Source organism: Streptomyces sp. NPDC004667, assembly GCF_040609475.1.
Taxonomy (GTDB): Bacteria; Actinomycetota; Actinomycetes; order Streptomycetales; family Streptomycetaceae; genus Streptomyces.
On sequence record NZ_JBEXKC010000015.1, the window covers coordinates 89,750 to 103,443 of the forward strand.

A 13,694-nucleotide genomic window follows, 5' to 3' on the forward strand; every position below is an offset into this window, starting at 1 on the left:
GAGAGTACGTCAGGGGACGCACCTCGTGCCTAGTGCCTCCGCTCCTGCTTCTGCTTGCAGTCCACGCACAGGGTGGCCCGCGGGAAGACCTGCATCCGCGCCTTGCCGATGGGCTGCCCGCAGTTCTCGCAGAGTCCGTACGTGCCCGCCTCCAGCCGTTCCAGGGCCCGCTCGGTCTGCTCCAGCATCGAGGTGGCGTTCGCGGCGAGGGCCAGCTCGGACTCCCGGGTGATGTTCTTGGTCCCGGTGTCGGCCTGGTCGTCGCCCGCGCCGTCTCCCGAGTCCCGCATCAGGCCCGTGATGGCCACTTCGGAGGCGTCGAGCTCGGTGCGCAGCCGCAGGATCTCCGAGACCAGCTCCGTACGGGCCTCCTCGACCTCCCGCTCGGTCCAGGGGTCCTCGCCGGGGCGTACGGCGAGCTCACCGGGCGTGGTGGCCGCCGCCGTGGCCCGCGCCTTGGGGAGCCCGCTGGTGGCCGCAGCGGCCGTCTTCCTGGCCGTACCCGCAGTCTTCTTGGCAACCACTTTCCGAGCTCCCGTCTTCCGCGCGGCCGGGGCCGCCCCCTCGGCTGCGGCCGGGGTGGCCGCCGCCTTGCCCGTGGTGCTCTTCGCGGCCGCCCTCGTCGCCGTGGCGTCGGCCGCCTTCGCCGGGGCCTTCCGTGCCGCGGTCTTCTTCGCGGCGGCCTTGTTCGTAGCGGTCTTGTTCGCAGCGGTCTTGTTCGCAGCGGTCTTCTTGGCCGCCGTCTTCTTCGCCGCCGTCTTCTCGGCCGGAGCAGCCCGTTTGGCGGCAGGCGTGGAGCCTGGCACAGCAGCCACCTCCTGCGTCGCCGTCTTCTTCGCCACCATGGCCGCGGCCCCTTTTCACATACTGTGATCTTGTTCGCGAATCGTGCCGGAACGATAAATCGGCGCCGACCGCACGGCAACGGGGCACGCGTCCATCGAGGTCAACCTGCATCCGTTGTGCCCAGCGGGAAGCCCCGTAATCCGCCCCACCCGCCCCACCGGATCCCGTACCGGGCGATCAGCCCGTCCGGGTCACGCCGCCTGCGCCCCGATAACCGGTCTGCCGACCCGGGCCCCGGCCCTTACACTGGGCGCAGCGAGAGGCATGGACGGGGACGAGTAGCGTCGGACGCAGCCAGGAGCGACCCGGGGACGGTGAGAGCCCGGGGGCGAGCGCGACGTGAAGGATCACCCCTGAGCCGCCGGAAGAAAGCCGTACGGATCCCCGTGGGGCGAGTAGAACCGGCTTCGCACCCCAATGAGGGGGCCGCCGGACCTGTCCGGGGGCCAAGGAGGGTGGTACCGCGGGAGCAGCAGCGCTCTCGTCCCTCCGGACGGAACTGACACCCCGCCGGAGGAAGAGTTCAGCCTCATGACCACACCGCCGCAGTACCGCCCGGTACCCGCCCAGGTCGACCTGCCTGCCCTTGAGCACGCGGTCCTCGACTTCTGGCGCGAGAGCAAGACCTTCGCCAAGACCCTGGAGCAGTCCGAGGGACGCCCCGAGTGGGTCTTCTACGAGGGCCCGCCCACCGCGAACGGCATGCCCGGCGCGCACCACATCGAGGCCCGCGTCTTCAAGGACGTCTTCCCCCGGTTCCGCACCATGCGCGGCTACCACGTGGCCCGCAAGGCCGGCTGGGACTGTCACGGCCTGCCCGTCGAGCTCGCCGTCGAGAAGGAACTGGGCTTCAACGGCAAGCAGGACATCGAGGCGTACGGCATCGCCGAGTTCAACGCCAAGTGCCGCGAGTCCGTGACCCGCCACACCGACGCGTTCGCCGAGCTCACGACCCGCATGGGCTACTGGGTCGACCTGGACGACGCCTACCGGACCATGGACCCCGAGTACGTCGAGTCCGTGTGGTGGTCGCTGAAGGAGATCTTCAACAAGGGCCTGCTCACCCAGGACCACCGCGTCGCCCCCTGGTGCCCGCGCTGCGGCACCGGCCTCTCCGACCACGAGCTGGCGCAGGGCTACGAGACGGTCGTGGACCCCTCGGTCTACGTCCGCTTCCCGCTGACCTCCGGCCCGCTCGCGGGCGAGGCGGCCCTGCTGGTCTGGACGACGACCCCGTGGACCCTGGTGTCCAACACGGCCGTCGCCGCCCACCCCGAGGTCACGTACGTCGTCGCCACCAACGGCGAGGAGAAGCTGGTCGTCGCCCAGCCGCTGCTGGAGAAGTCCCTCGGCGAGGGCTGGGAGGCCACCGGCGAGACCTTCACGGGCAAGGAGATGGAGCGCTGGACGTACCAGCGCCCCTTCGACCTGGTCGAGTTCCCGGCCGAGGCCCACTACGTCGTGAACGCCGAGTACGTCACGACCGAGGACGGCACGGGTCTGGTCCACCAGTCCCCCGCCTTCGGCGCCGACGACCTCGCGGTCTGCCGCGCGTACGGCCTGCCCGTCGTGAACCCGGTCCGCCCCGACGGCACCTTCGAGGAGGAGGTCCCGCTGGTCGGCGGCGTCTTCTTCAAGAAGGCCGACGAGAAGCTCACCGCCGACCTCGACGCGCGCGGTCTGCTCTTCAAGCACATCGCCTACGAGCACAGCTACCCGCACTGCTGGCGCTGCCACACGGCCCTGCTCTACTACGCCCAGCCGTCCTGGTACGTCCGCACCACCGCCGTCAAGGACGCGATGCTGCGGGAGAACGAGAAGACGAACTGGTTCCCGGACTCGGTCAAGCAGGGCCGCTTCGGCGACTGGCTGAACAACAACATCGACTGGGCGCTGTCCCGCAACCGCTACTGGGGCACCCCGCTGCCGATCTGGCGCTGCGAGGAGAACCACCTCACCTGCGTCGGCTCGCGCGCGGAGCTGAGCGAGCTGTCCGGGCAGGACCACTCGGCCCTGGACCCGCACCGCCCGTACATCGACGACGTCACCTTCACCTGCACGGCCGAGGGCTGCTCCCTGGAGGCCGTCCGCGTCCCCGAGGTCATCGACGCCTGGTACGACTCGGGCTCGATGCCGTTCGCGCAGTGGGGCTACCCGTACAAGAACAAGGAGATCTTCGAGAAGCGCTACCCGGCGCAGTTCATCTCGGAGGCCATCGACCAGACCCGCGGCTGGTTCTACACGCTGATGGCGGTCGGCACCCTCGTCTTCGACAAGTCCTCCTACGAGAACGTGGTCTGCCTGGGCCACATCCTCGCCGAGGACGGCCGCAAGATGTCCAAGCACCTGGGCAACATCCTCCAGCCGATCCCGCTGATGGACCAGCACGGCGCCGACGCGGTGCGCTGGTTCATGGCGGCCGGCGGCTCCCCGTGGGCGGCGCGGCGCGTCGGCCACGGCACGATCCAGGAGGTCGTCCGCAAGACCCTCCTCACGTACTGGAACACGGTCGCCTTCCAGGCGCTGTACGCCCGTACCTCCGGCTGGGCCCCCTCGGCGGCCGACCCGGCCCCGGCGGACCGCACGGTCCTGGACCGCTGGCTGCTCTCCGAGCTCCACACCCTGGTCACCGAGGTGACCGCGGCGATGGAGTCCTACGACACCCAGCGCGCCGGCAAGCTCCTCTCCGCCTTCGTCGACGACCTCTCGAACTGGTACGTGCGCCGCTCGCGCCGCCTCTTCTGGCAGGGCGACAAGGGTGCCCTGCGCACCCTGCACGAGGTCGTCGAGACGGTCACCCGCCTGATGGCCCCGCTGACCCCCTTCATCACGGAGCGGGTCTGGCAGGACATGATCGTCCCGGTCACCCCGGAGGCCCCGGAGTCGGTGCACCTGTCCACCTGGCCGGTCGCGGACGCCACCGCGATCGACCCGGTCCTGTCCCAGCAGATGCTGCTGGTCCGCCGACTGGTGGAGCTGGGCCGCGCCACGCGCGCCGAGTCGGGCGTCAAGACCCGCCAGCCCCTGTCGCGGGCGCTGGTCGGCGCGGTGGGCTTCGACGCGCTGTCCCCCGAGCTCCAGGCCCAGATCACGGAGGAGCTGAACGTCTCCTCCCTGGCCTCCCTCTCGGAGGTCGGCGGGTCCCTGGTGGACACCACGGCCAAGGCGAACTTCCGGGCGCTGGGCAAGCGCTTCGGCAAGGGCGTGCAGGACGTGGCCAAGGCGGTGGCCGCGGCCGACGCTGCGGCGCTGTCGCTGGCCCTGCGGTCCGGCTCCGCCGAGGTCGAGGTGAACGGGGAGTCCGTCTCCCTCACCCCGGAGGAGGTCATCATCACGGAGACCCCGCGCGAGGGCTGGTCGGTGGCCTCCGACTCCGGCGCGACGGTCGCCCTGGACCTGGAGATCACGCCGGAGCTGAAGCTGGCGGGCCTCGCCCGTGACGCGATCCGCCTGATCCAGGAGGCCCGCAAGAACTCCGGCCTCGACGTTGCGGACCGCATCGCCCTGCGGTGGTCCGCCACGGAGCCGGAGGTCGTCACGGCCCTGACGGACCACGCGGCCCTGATCGCGGACGAGGTCCTCGCCACGGACTTCGCCTCCGGCGAGGCGGACGCGGCGTACGGCGAGCCGTTCACGGACGAGTCCCTGTCCCTGACGTTCCGCCTCCGCAAGGCGTAAGCCCCGGGCCGACGGCCCGCACCCTTCCCTCCGGGGGGGTGCGGGCCGTTTCGCTTTCCGGCACCCGTCCCGATCTCTGGGCGCGCCTCACAACACGGCGCTCCGCGCCCGCGCCTCAATCGCTGGCGGGGCTGGAATTGCCCTGCGGGCAATCCAGCCTCCGCCAGGCGGAAATCCAGCCCCGCCGGCGTTTGAGGCGCGGGGTCTGGGGCGGAGCCCCAGGGTCTTTCAGCCGCGCCGGCGACTGAGGCGGGAACGGTGGAAGGGCGGGGAGGGGCAGGCCCCGCGCAGCGGCAGCGGCAGCGGCGGGCCGCCCGCCGGGGTACGGAAACGGGCCGGGCCCGGGTTCCGATGGGAACCCGGGCCCGGCCCGTAAGACTGCCGACGACGAGCGGCGGCGCCTAGTTGTCGTCCTCGTCGATCAGGAAGCCCCGCATGGGAGACGGCGCCTGCTGCATCGGCTGCGGCGCGGCCGGCCGCACCGGAGCCATCGGCTGCGTCATCGCCGGGGACATCTGCTGCTGGCCGCCGTAGGACGGGCCACCACCCATCGGGGAGGGACCGCCCATGGGGGCCGGAGCACCCATGGAGGGGTTGCCCATCGAGTGACCCATGGCACCGGCCGGAGCCATCGACGGCGAAGGCGACGGCGGCAGCGCCGGACCGGCCGGGTTGCGCGGCGGGGCCAGGGAGTCGTCGGCCTGGGTCTCCAGCTGGCGCAGCTGCGACTCCAGGTAGGACTTCAGACGCGTCCGGTACTCGCGCTCGAAGCCCCGCAGGTCCTCGACCTTGCGCTCCAGCGTGGCGCGGGCGGACTCCAGGGAGCCCATCGCGACGCGGTGCTTCTCCTGCGCGTCCCGCTCCAGCGCGTCGGCCTTGGCGCGGGCGTCCCGCTCCAGGCCCTCGGCGCGCGAACGGGCCTCGCCGACGATCTTGTTGGCCTCGGAGCGGGCCTCCGCGATCGCCTGGTCGGCGGTCTGCTGCGCGAGCGACAGGACACGGGCGGCGCTGTCGCCACCGGGGCCCTGCTGCGGGAGCTGCGGCGGCTGCTGCATCTGCTGCATGGGCTGGCCCATGGGCTGCATCTGCTGCCCCATCGGCTGCATCTGCTGCCCCATCGGCTGGCCGAGCGGGTTCTGGCCACCCATGGACTGCTGCTGCATGGGGGGCTGGCCCATCTGCTGCTGCGGCGCCATCGGGTGCTGGCCACCCATGGACTGCTGCTGCATGGGGCCGCCCATCGGGCCCGGACCCTGCGGTCCGTGCCCACCGGGACCGGGCGGCAGCTGCGGCTGGCCGCCGGGAAGCTGCGGCGGGCCCATCTGCGGCTGCTGCTGCTGCGGCGGGCCGGATATGGCCGCGGGCACGGGGGCGCCCGGGCCTCGCTGGTCCTGGGGCTCCGGCTTGCGCATGTTCTGCTGCTGCTGGCTCTGCGCGGCGGCACGCGTCGCGGCGGCCAGCTTGGCGCGCAGGTCCTCGTTCTCGCGCAGCAGGCGCGTCAGTTCGGACTCGACCTCGTCGAGGAAGGCATCGACCTCGTCCTCGTCATAGCCTTCTCGGAGGCGGACGGTCGTGAACTGCTTGTTCCGCACGTCCTCGGGGGTCAGCGGCATGTCTTCTTCACCTCTACGTAGTCGTCGGCAGTCGGCAAGACCGTATCGGGACTGTCCCCGCGCCCGCGGGGAAGCACATCGTTCACACGCTTCTCGCAGCGGTGCTCACGAAACTGATGAGGATGTAAACGATGATCATCAGAACGAAGAAGGACAGGTCGAGTGCCACGCCCCCGAGACGCAACGGCGGAATGAAACGCCGGAGAAGCTTGAGCGGTGGATCGGTGACAGTGTAGGTGGCCTCCAGAACGACCACCATCGCCTTGCCGGGTGTCCATGAACGTGCGAACTGGAACACGTAGTCCATGACCAGTCGGAAGATCAGCACGATGAGGAAGCACATCAGCGCGATGTAGACCACTTGCAGTGCGACGCCCATCCCGCGCTTCCCTCTCCCCGTTCTCGCTCTGTTCCCGGTCCCGTGTCTGACGGATCGGTCTAGCTTTGGTTGAAGAACCCGCCCTCCGCGATGCGGGCCTTGTCCTCCGCCGTGACATCGACGTTAGCAGGCGACAGCAGGAACACCTTCTGTGTCACGCGTTCAATACTGCCGTGCAGACCGAAGACGAGGCCGGCGGCGAAGTCGACGAGACGCTTCGCGTCCGTGTCGTCCATCTCCGTGAGATTCATGATCACCGGAGTGCCCTCACGGAAGTGTTCCCCGATGGTACGGGCCTCGTTGTAGGTCCGGGGGTGCAGCGTCGTGATGCGGTACGGCTCCCGCTCGGAGACGACCTTGGGCATGATCACGGGGGCGTTCTTCTCCAGGTTGGTGCGGTCAGGTGTGATGGATGCCACGGGGGCAATTCGCGCGGGACGTCCGTTTTCTGACGGAATTGGGAGGGGTTCCCGCGGCGCCGGAGGCTGTACGGCTCGTACCGGTTCGTCCGTTACGGGCGATTGGTGCACGGGCTGCTGTCGGCGATCCCGGTCCCGCGCGCGCTCCGGCTCCGGCTCGGGCTCGAACTCGTCATCGGGGTCGTACCCCGGGTTGTCGTACCGGTCGTCCTCCACGAGGCCGAGGTAGACCGCCATCTTGCGCATCGCGCCGGCCATTCTCCGAGTCCTCCGCTCTGTGGTGGATCGCCCTGTCGCAGGTGTCGCTGTGTCCGTCAGCAAAGTAGCTGTGTCACCAAAGTCACCAACTGCCCGCGATCCACTTGGTCTGTCCGCTCATCTGCGGAAATGACCATATTTTCTGCTGTGGTCCGACTTTCTTCGCGACGTTACCCGAGCCGGGGTCTCGCGCCGAGTACCGCAGTGCCGACGCGTACATGTGTCGCACCCGCCAGCACGGCCTGTTCCAGGTCGGCGCTCATTCCGGCCGAGACCATCGTGGCAGCCGGATGGTCCGCGCGCAGGCCGGATGACAATTCCACCAGCCGCTCGAAGGCCGCCCGTTCGCGTCCCGCGTAGGGGCCGGCCAGCGGGGCGACGGTCATCAGGCCGTCGATCCGCAGCCCCGGGGCGGCGGCCACGAGGTCCGCCAACTCCGGGAGGAGGTCCGGCGCCGCGCCTCCGCGCGCGCCGCGCTCCCCCGACTCCGCGTCGAGCGCGATCTGCACCAGACAGCCGAGTTCGCGCCCCTGCGCCTCCGCGGCCGCCGACAGCGCCGTGACGAGCTTCGGCCGGTCGACCGACTGCACGACATGCGCGTATCCCGCCACGGAACGGACTTTGTTCGTCTGCAACTGACCCACGAAGTGCCAGTTCAACGGCAGATCCGAGCAGGCCCCGGCCTTGGGCGCGGCGTCCTGGTCCCGGTTTTCCGCAACATGACGGACACCCAGCTCCGCCAGCAGTCGTACGTCGCTCGCCGGATACGTCTTGGTGACCACGATGAGGGTCACCTCGTCCCGCCCCCGGCCCGCGGCCGCGCAGGCGGACGCGATGCGTTCCTCCACCCGCGCGAGGTTCTCCGCGAGTTCCGACTTACGGTCTGTCATCAATCCGTTCCAACCACACATATCCGGCGAGCCGCCCGGTCACCCGGTCGCGGCGGTACGAGAAGTGGTCCCGCGACTCCAGTGTGCAGACCGCGCTGCGGTGTCGGTACGCCACCCCCGCCTCCGCCAGCTGCGCGTGCACCCCGGCGACCACGTCCACCGCCGGCGTCCCCCAGCTGGTCTCGGCCCACGCGGCCGGAACCGCGGCGGCGACCGCCTCCCGCATCTCGGCGGGCACTTCGTAGCACCGCCCGCAGACGGCCGGTCCGGTACGGGCGACCATGCGCACGGGGTCCGCGCCCAGGGCCGTCATCGCCTCGACCGCGGCCGGCACCACTCCGGCCACCAGGCCGGGCCGCCCGGCGTGGGCGGCGCCGACGACCCCGGCGACGGGGTCGGCCAGCAGCACCGGGGTGCAGTCGGCGGTGAGCACGGCCAGGGCGAGCCCCCGACGCGCGGTCACCACCGCGTCCACCGCCGGAACCGCGTCGCCGGCGGCCCACGGGCCGTCCACCACCGCGACGTCCCGTCCGTGCACCTGGTTCATCCAGACGACGAGGTCCGGGTCGACGCCCAGCTCCCGCGCCACGGCGGCCCGGTTCGCGCGAACGGCGGCCGGGTCGTCTCCGACCGCGCCGCCGAGATTGAGCTCCTCGTACGGAACGGCGCTCACTCCGCCCCACCGGTCGGTGAAGGCGAAGTGGGCGCCGCTCTCGTGATGCTGCCCCAGTGTCACTTCAAGAAGTCCGGAACATCCAGCTCTTCGGCCGGGCTGTCCTGGTACGGCCGGGCCGTCGGCACCTGCGGCGCGGGCATCGGCTCGACGGGGATCTCCACCGGAGCCGGGGGCTCCTCGCGCGGGGTGACCGTGCCGAGTCCGCCGAAGGCCGGGCGGACCGGCTCCGGGGCGCGCACCGGCGCGGGGGCCGGCTCCTCGCGCTTGGTGGACGCGGCGCCGATGACGTTGTCCCGGCGGGCCGGGGGCTGTCCGCCGTCGAACCCGGCCGCGATGACGGTGACCCGTACCTCGTCGCCGAGCGCGTCGTCGATGACGGCACCGAAGATGATGTTCGCCTCGGGGTGCGCGGCCTCGCTCACCAGCTGCGCGGCCTCGTTGATCTCGAAGAGACCGAGGTCCGAGCCGCCGGAGATGGAGAGCAGGACGCCCCGCGCCCCGTCGATGGAGGCCTCCAGCAGCGGCGAGGAGATCGCCATCTCGGCGGCGGCCACCGCGCGGTCGTCGCCGCGGGCCGAGCCGATGCCCATCAGCGCGGAGCCCGCCTCGGACATCACGGACTTGACGTCCGCGAAGTCGAGGTTGATCAGACCCGGGGTGGTGATGAGGTCGGTGATGCCCTGGACACCGGAGAGCAGGACCTGGTCGGCCGACTTGAAGGCGTCCAGGACGCTGACCTGGCGGTCCGAGATGGACAGCAGGCGGTCGTTGGGGATGACGATGAGGGTGTCGACCTCTTCGCGGAGCTCGGCGATGCCGTCCTCCGCCTGGTTCGCGCGGCGCCGGCCCTCGAAGGTGAACGGCCGGGTGACCACACCGATCGTCAGGGCGCCCAGCGAGCGCGCGATGTTGGCCACGACGGGTGCGCCGCCGGTGCCGGTGCCGCCGCCCTCACCGGCGGTGACGAAGACCATGTCGGCCCCCTTGAGGACCTCCTCGATCTCCTCACGGTGGTCCTCTGCCGCCTTGCGGCCGACGGCCGGGTTGGCTCCGGCGCCGAGGCCTCGGGTGAGTTCACGGCCGACGTCGAGCTTGACGTCGGCGTCGCTCATCAACAGCGCCTGGGCGTCGGTGTTGATGGCGATGAACTCGACACCCTTGAGACCGACCTCGATCATTCGGTTGATGGCATTGACACCACCGCCGCCGACACCGATGACCTTGATGACTGCGAGGTAGTTCTGCGGTGCTGCCACGTCGAAGGCCTCTCGCCTCGATTACGTGTCGCCGCTTCGCGGGTCTGCGGTGCGACGACTGATGCCGAAATTGGGACGGTTCGTACGCGCCGACCCGAACCCTAACCCTGAAGTTTAGGGTTAGGAGTGTGTCTGTTCCCTGGACTCTTCCGAACAGGACACTAAGTCGACAAGTAGCGCGGGTTCAACGAACACGCCGAACCTCCCGTTTTTCTTTTCACCCTATGTGATCACCCGTATCGGTGGCCAACCAGGGTGCTTCGCTGTTCGACCGGACGTCAACTCCCGGACACCGCAGGCGCGGTGGGTACGCTCACGTCGAAGTGGTCGGCCTTGGGCGCGGCTTTCAGCAGAGCGGTCAGCGCACGGCCCTTCGCCTCACCCAGTTCGCCGCTCCCCCACACGACCGTGCGCCCCTTGGTCAGCTGGAGCAGCACCGAATCGTACGACCGCACCTTGACCTGCAAAGTCTCTTTCGCGATCGCGGCGGGGAGGCTTCCGGCGATCCCCACCGCCTCGCGCAGGAGCCGCTGCTCGTCGAAGCGGCGGGCGCTCGGCGAGTGCTCCGCGGTCAATTCCAGGACCGGAACACCCGCGGGGGCGCGTCCGACCGTGTCGAATCGCACACCGGACGCGTCCACTTCGACGAACTCCGCTTCCTTCTTGATGAGCAGGACGGGTTTGCGTTCCGTCACTTTCAGCCCGATTCCGTGCGGCCAGGCCCGCACCACGTCGACCGAATCGATGCGGGGCAGCCGCCGGCGCAGACGGCTCGCGATCTCGTCCGTGTCCACGCTGACGAGGGGCGCGCCGACGGGCACGGCCGCGGCCGTGAGGACCTGCTCGGGGGTGAGCACCTCGGTGCCGGAGGCCGTGACCTTCTCGACGCGGAGCCAGGAGGAGCCGTAGAGCGCCCAGGTGCCGCCCGCGGCGAGGACCACGGCGGCGGCGAGGGAGGCCAGGACGGGGACGCGGCGCGCTCGCGCGCCGCCGGGTCCCCGGGGACCCGGCCTCTTCGACGACTTGGGCGGCTTGGGCGGCTTGGACGGACCCGGGCGCTTTTTCCCGCCCCGGCCCGACCGGTCGGACGTACCGCGCTGTGCCGTCGTCGCTCCGGCCACTCCTGTGCCTCCTGGGTCTGGCTTCCCGCCTCAGCGGGCCCTGTTGGCCGCGACCGCCTCGTAGACCAGGCCGACGAGCAGTTCGTCGGCGTCCCGGCGGCCGAACTCGGCGGCGGCGCGGGACATCTCGTACAGGCGGTGCGGATCGGACAGCACCGGGAGGACCTGGCCGAGCACCCAGTCGGGCGTCAGTTCCGCGTCGTCCACGAGCAGGCCGCCGCCGGCCTTGACCACCGGCTGGGCGTTGAGCCGCTGTTCGCCGTTGCCGATGGGCAGCGGTACGTAGGCGGCCGGCAGTCCGACGGCGGAGAGTTCGGCGACGGTCATCGCGCCCGCGCGGCACAGCATCATGTCGGCGGCGGCGTACGCGAGGTCCATCCGGTCCACGTACGGTACCGGGACGTACGGCGGCATCCCGGGCATGTTGTCGACACGCGGCAGTTCGTTCTTCGGGCCGACCGCGTGCAGGATCTGGATCCCGGAGCGCTGGAGGGTCGGAGCGACCTGCTGGATCACCTCGTTGAGGCGGCGGGCGCCCTGCGAGCCGCCGGAGACCAGCAGCGTCGGCAGGTTGGGGTCCAGTCCGAAGGCGGCGCGCGCCTCGGGGCGGACGGCGGCCCGGTCGAGGGTGGAGATGGACCGGCGCAGCGGGATGCCCACGTAGCGGGCGCCGCGCAGCTTGCTGTCCGGGGTGGACACCGCGACGGCGTGCGCGTAGCGGGAGCCGATCTTGTTGGCCAGTCCGGGCCGGGCGTTGGCCTCGTGGACGATGATCGGCACCCCGAGCCGCTTGGCGGCCAGGTAGCCCGGCAGGGCCACGTAGCCGCCGAAGCCGACGACGCAGTCCGCCTTGGTCCGGGACAGGATCTCCTCGGCGGCCTTGATGGTGCCGCGCAGCCGCCCGGGGACGGTGATCAGCTCGGGCGTGGGCTTGCGGGGCAGCGGTACGGCGGGGATCAGTCCCAGCTCGTAGCCCCGCTCCGGGACCAGCCGCGTTTCAAGACCGCGTTCGGTACCGAGGGCGGTGATGCCCACGGTCGGGTCCTGCCTGCGCAGGGCGTCCGCGAGGGCGAGCGCCGGCTCGATGTGGCCGGCGGTCCCCCCACCGGCGAGTACGACATGCACCGAAATTCACCGCTCTCCGGACGGACGCCTCTTGACGCGCCGTCTCATCGACTTCCATATCGGCCCGCTCCGCTGCCGGCCGAACCTCGGCCGGCGCATCGCGAGCGCCGCTCGCGCCGCCGGCTCCTCCCGCGCGAAGGCGATGAGCAGTCCGACCGCGAACATGGTCGGCAGCAGGGCCGACCCTCCGTAGGAGAACAGCGGGAGGGGCACACCGGCGATCGGCAGCAGGCCGAGCACCGCACCGATGTTGATCACGGCCTGGGCCGTGATCCACGTGGTGACGCCTCCCGCGGCATACCGTACGAAGGAGTCCTCCGTGCGTCCGGCCACGCGGATACCCGCATAGCCTAGGGCCGCGAACAGGGCGAGCACCGACAGCGTCCCCGCCAGCCCCAGTTCCTCACCGGTGATGGCAAAGATGAAGTCGGTGTGGGCTTCGGGCAGTTGCCCCCATTTTTCCACACTCGCCCCCAGGCCGGAACCGAACCATCCACCGGATGCCAGGGCATAGATCCCGTGTACGGCCTGCCAGCAAAGGTCGTTCTTGCCCGGATCCGTCGCCCCCAGGCAGGCGAGCCGGTCCATGCGGTGCGGGCTGGTCTTGATGAGCAGTGCGACGATCACACCCGCGAAGAGCAGGACCGCCGCGAACATCCGGGTCGGCGCCCCGGCGAGCCAGAGCAGCCCGAACAGGACGGCGCCCAGGATCATCGCGGTGCCCATGTCCCCGCCCAGCATGATCAGCCCGAGCAGCAGGAAGGCCACCGGGACCAGCGGCACCAACAGGTGCTTCCACTGGCTCAGCAGCCCCTTGTCCCCCTTGCGGGCCAGCAGGTCGGCGCCCCACAGGATCAGGGCGAGTTTGCCGAACTCACTGGGCTGGAGCATGAACGGACCGCCAAGGGAGATCCAATTCTGGTTGCCGTTGATCGAGACCCCTATCCCGGGGACCTGGACCAGGACCATCAGGAACAGGGTGCCGGCGAGCACCGGATAGGACAGGGCCCGGTGCAGCTTGACCGGCATCCGGGAGGCGGCGAAGAGCAGGACGGAACCGATCAGGGCGGCCAGGAACTGCTTCTTGAAGAAGTACGCGTCCCCCAGGCCCAGCTGGAGGGCCTTGATCATGGAGGCCGAGTAGACCATCACCAGGCCGAGCCCGGTGAGGAGCAGCGAGCTGCCGAAGATCAGGTAATAGGCCGTGAGTGGCCGGTCCCAGGCCTTGCTCAACTGCCGCTGTGCGCGCCGCAGCCGCTGCAGCGGCCCCCGGGCGGGCCGCCGTGCGGTGACCGCGGGGCGTTTGCGGCCCTGCGCCTTCACGGCGGCGGGCCGCCGCCCCGGCAGCATCTGCTTGGCCGGCATCTGTGATCTTCCCCTCCACTCGTACGAGGCGAGCAGCCGGGTCGGGCAGGATCCCTGCCCCGGATCGA

Annotated in this window: 11 protein-coding genes; 1 reads left to right on the plus strand and 10 read right to left on the minus strand. The window is 70.6% G+C overall.

Annotation, left to right across the window (positions count from 1 at the left end):
* Nucleotides 1-29: 29 nt before the first annotated feature.
* Nucleotides 30-845 carry a TraR/DksA family transcriptional regulator gene (locus tag ABZW32_RS11605; protein ID WP_356214308.1) on the minus strand — a complete coding sequence of 272 codons (816 nt, stop codon included), beginning with the start codon at nucleotides 843-845 and terminating at the stop codon, nucleotides 30-32.
* Nucleotides 846-1,377: 532 nt separating this feature from the next.
* Here ABZW32_RS11605 and ileS point away from each other — a divergent pair.
* Nucleotides 1,378-4,524 carry an isoleucine--tRNA ligase gene (ileS, locus tag ABZW32_RS11610; protein WP_356214310.1) on the plus strand — a complete coding sequence of 1,049 codons (3,147 nt, stop codon included), beginning with the start codon at nucleotides 1,378-1,380 and terminating at the stop codon, nucleotides 4,522-4,524.
* 401 nt (nucleotides 4,525-4,925) lie between these two features.
* Here ileS and ABZW32_RS11615 read toward each other — a convergent pair whose 3' ends face one another.
* From ABZW32_RS11615 to ftsW, 9 genes are all read right to left on the minus strand, one after another.
* The gene (locus ABZW32_RS11615; RefSeq protein WP_356214312.1) at nucleotides 4,926-6,137 is read right to left on the minus strand and encodes a DivIVA domain-containing protein; all 1,212 of its coding nucleotides are present in this window, start codon (nucleotides 6,135-6,137) and stop codon (nucleotides 4,926-4,928) included.
* 82 nt (nucleotides 6,138-6,219) lie between these two features.
* Complete coding sequence (locus ABZW32_RS11620; protein ID WP_030155988.1) at nucleotides 6,220-6,516, minus strand: YggT family protein; 297 nt, start codon at nucleotides 6,514-6,516, stop codon at nucleotides 6,220-6,222.
* Between the two features lie 59 nt (nucleotides 6,517-6,575).
* The gene (gene sepF, locus ABZW32_RS11625; RefSeq protein WP_266577714.1) at nucleotides 6,576-7,193 is read right to left on the minus strand and encodes a cell division protein SepF; all 618 of its coding nucleotides are present in this window, start codon (nucleotides 7,191-7,193) and stop codon (nucleotides 6,576-6,578) included.
* 170 nt (nucleotides 7,194-7,363) lie between these two features.
* Nucleotides 7,364-8,083 carry a YggS family pyridoxal phosphate-dependent enzyme gene (locus tag ABZW32_RS11630; RefSeq protein WP_356214314.1) on the minus strand — a complete coding sequence of 240 codons (720 nt, stop codon included), beginning with the start codon at nucleotides 8,081-8,083 and terminating at the stop codon, nucleotides 7,364-7,366.
* Nucleotides 8,070-8,819 (minus strand): peptidoglycan editing factor PgeF, encoded by a 750-nt coding sequence (gene pgeF / locus ABZW32_RS11635; RefSeq protein WP_356214316.1) that lies wholly within the window; start codon nucleotides 8,817-8,819, stop codon nucleotides 8,070-8,072. Before pgeF ends, ABZW32_RS11630 begins: the two co-directional genes overlap by 14 nt.
* Complete coding sequence (ftsZ, locus tag ABZW32_RS11640; RefSeq protein WP_356214318.1) at nucleotides 8,816-10,015, minus strand: cell division protein FtsZ; 1,200 nt, start codon at nucleotides 10,013-10,015, stop codon at nucleotides 8,816-8,818. Before ftsZ ends, pgeF begins: the two co-directional genes overlap by 4 nt.
* A gap of 278 nt (nucleotides 10,016-10,293) precedes the next feature.
* The gene (locus ABZW32_RS11645) at nucleotides 10,294-10,977 is read right to left on the minus strand and encodes an FtsQ-type POTRA domain-containing protein (protein ID WP_356214369.1); all 684 of its coding nucleotides are present in this window, start codon (nucleotides 10,975-10,977) and stop codon (nucleotides 10,294-10,296) included.
* A gap of 189 nt (nucleotides 10,978-11,166) precedes the next feature.
* Entirely contained in the window at nucleotides 11,167-12,261 is a 1,095-nt protein-coding gene (gene murG, locus ABZW32_RS11650; protein WP_356214319.1) for an undecaprenyldiphospho-muramoylpentapeptide beta-N-acetylglucosaminyltransferase, read from the minus strand.
* Between the two features lie 6 nt (nucleotides 12,262-12,267).
* Nucleotides 12,268-13,626 carry a putative lipid II flippase FtsW gene (gene ftsW / locus ABZW32_RS11655; protein ID WP_356214321.1) on the minus strand — a complete coding sequence of 453 codons (1,359 nt, stop codon included), beginning with the start codon at nucleotides 13,624-13,626 and terminating at the stop codon, nucleotides 12,268-12,270.
* Nucleotides 13,627-13,694: the final 68 nt, after the last annotated feature.

What these genes read in the sequence shown, in the direction of transcription:
- ftsW (WP_356214321.1), bottom strand. Translation starts at nt 13,626, where the DNA reads ATGCCGGCCAAGCAGATGCTGCCGGGGCGGCGGCCCGCCGCCGTGAAG.
- ABZW32_RS11630 (WP_356214314.1), bottom strand. Translation starts at nt 8,083, where the DNA reads ATGACAGACCGTAAGTCGGAACTCGCGGAGAACCTCGCGCGGGTGGAG.
- ABZW32_RS11605 (WP_356214308.1), bottom strand. Translation starts at nt 845, where the DNA reads ATGGTGGCGAAGAAGACGGCGACGCAGGAGGTGGCTGCTGTGCCAGGC.
- ABZW32_RS11615 (WP_356214312.1), bottom strand. Translation starts at nt 6,137, where the DNA reads ATGCCGCTGACCCCCGAGGACGTGCGGAACAAGCAGTTCACGACCGTC.
- ileS (WP_356214310.1), top strand. Translation starts at nt 1,378, where the DNA reads ATGACCACACCGCCGCAGTACCGCCCGGTACCCGCCCAGGTCGACCTG.
- ABZW32_RS11620 (WP_030155988.1), bottom strand. Translation starts at nt 6,516, where the DNA reads ATGGGCGTCGCACTGCAAGTGGTCTACATCGCGCTGATGTGCTTCCTC.
- sepF (WP_266577714.1), bottom strand. Translation starts at nt 7,193, where the DNA reads ATGGCCGGCGCGATGCGCAAGATGGCGGTCTACCTCGGCCTCGTGGAG.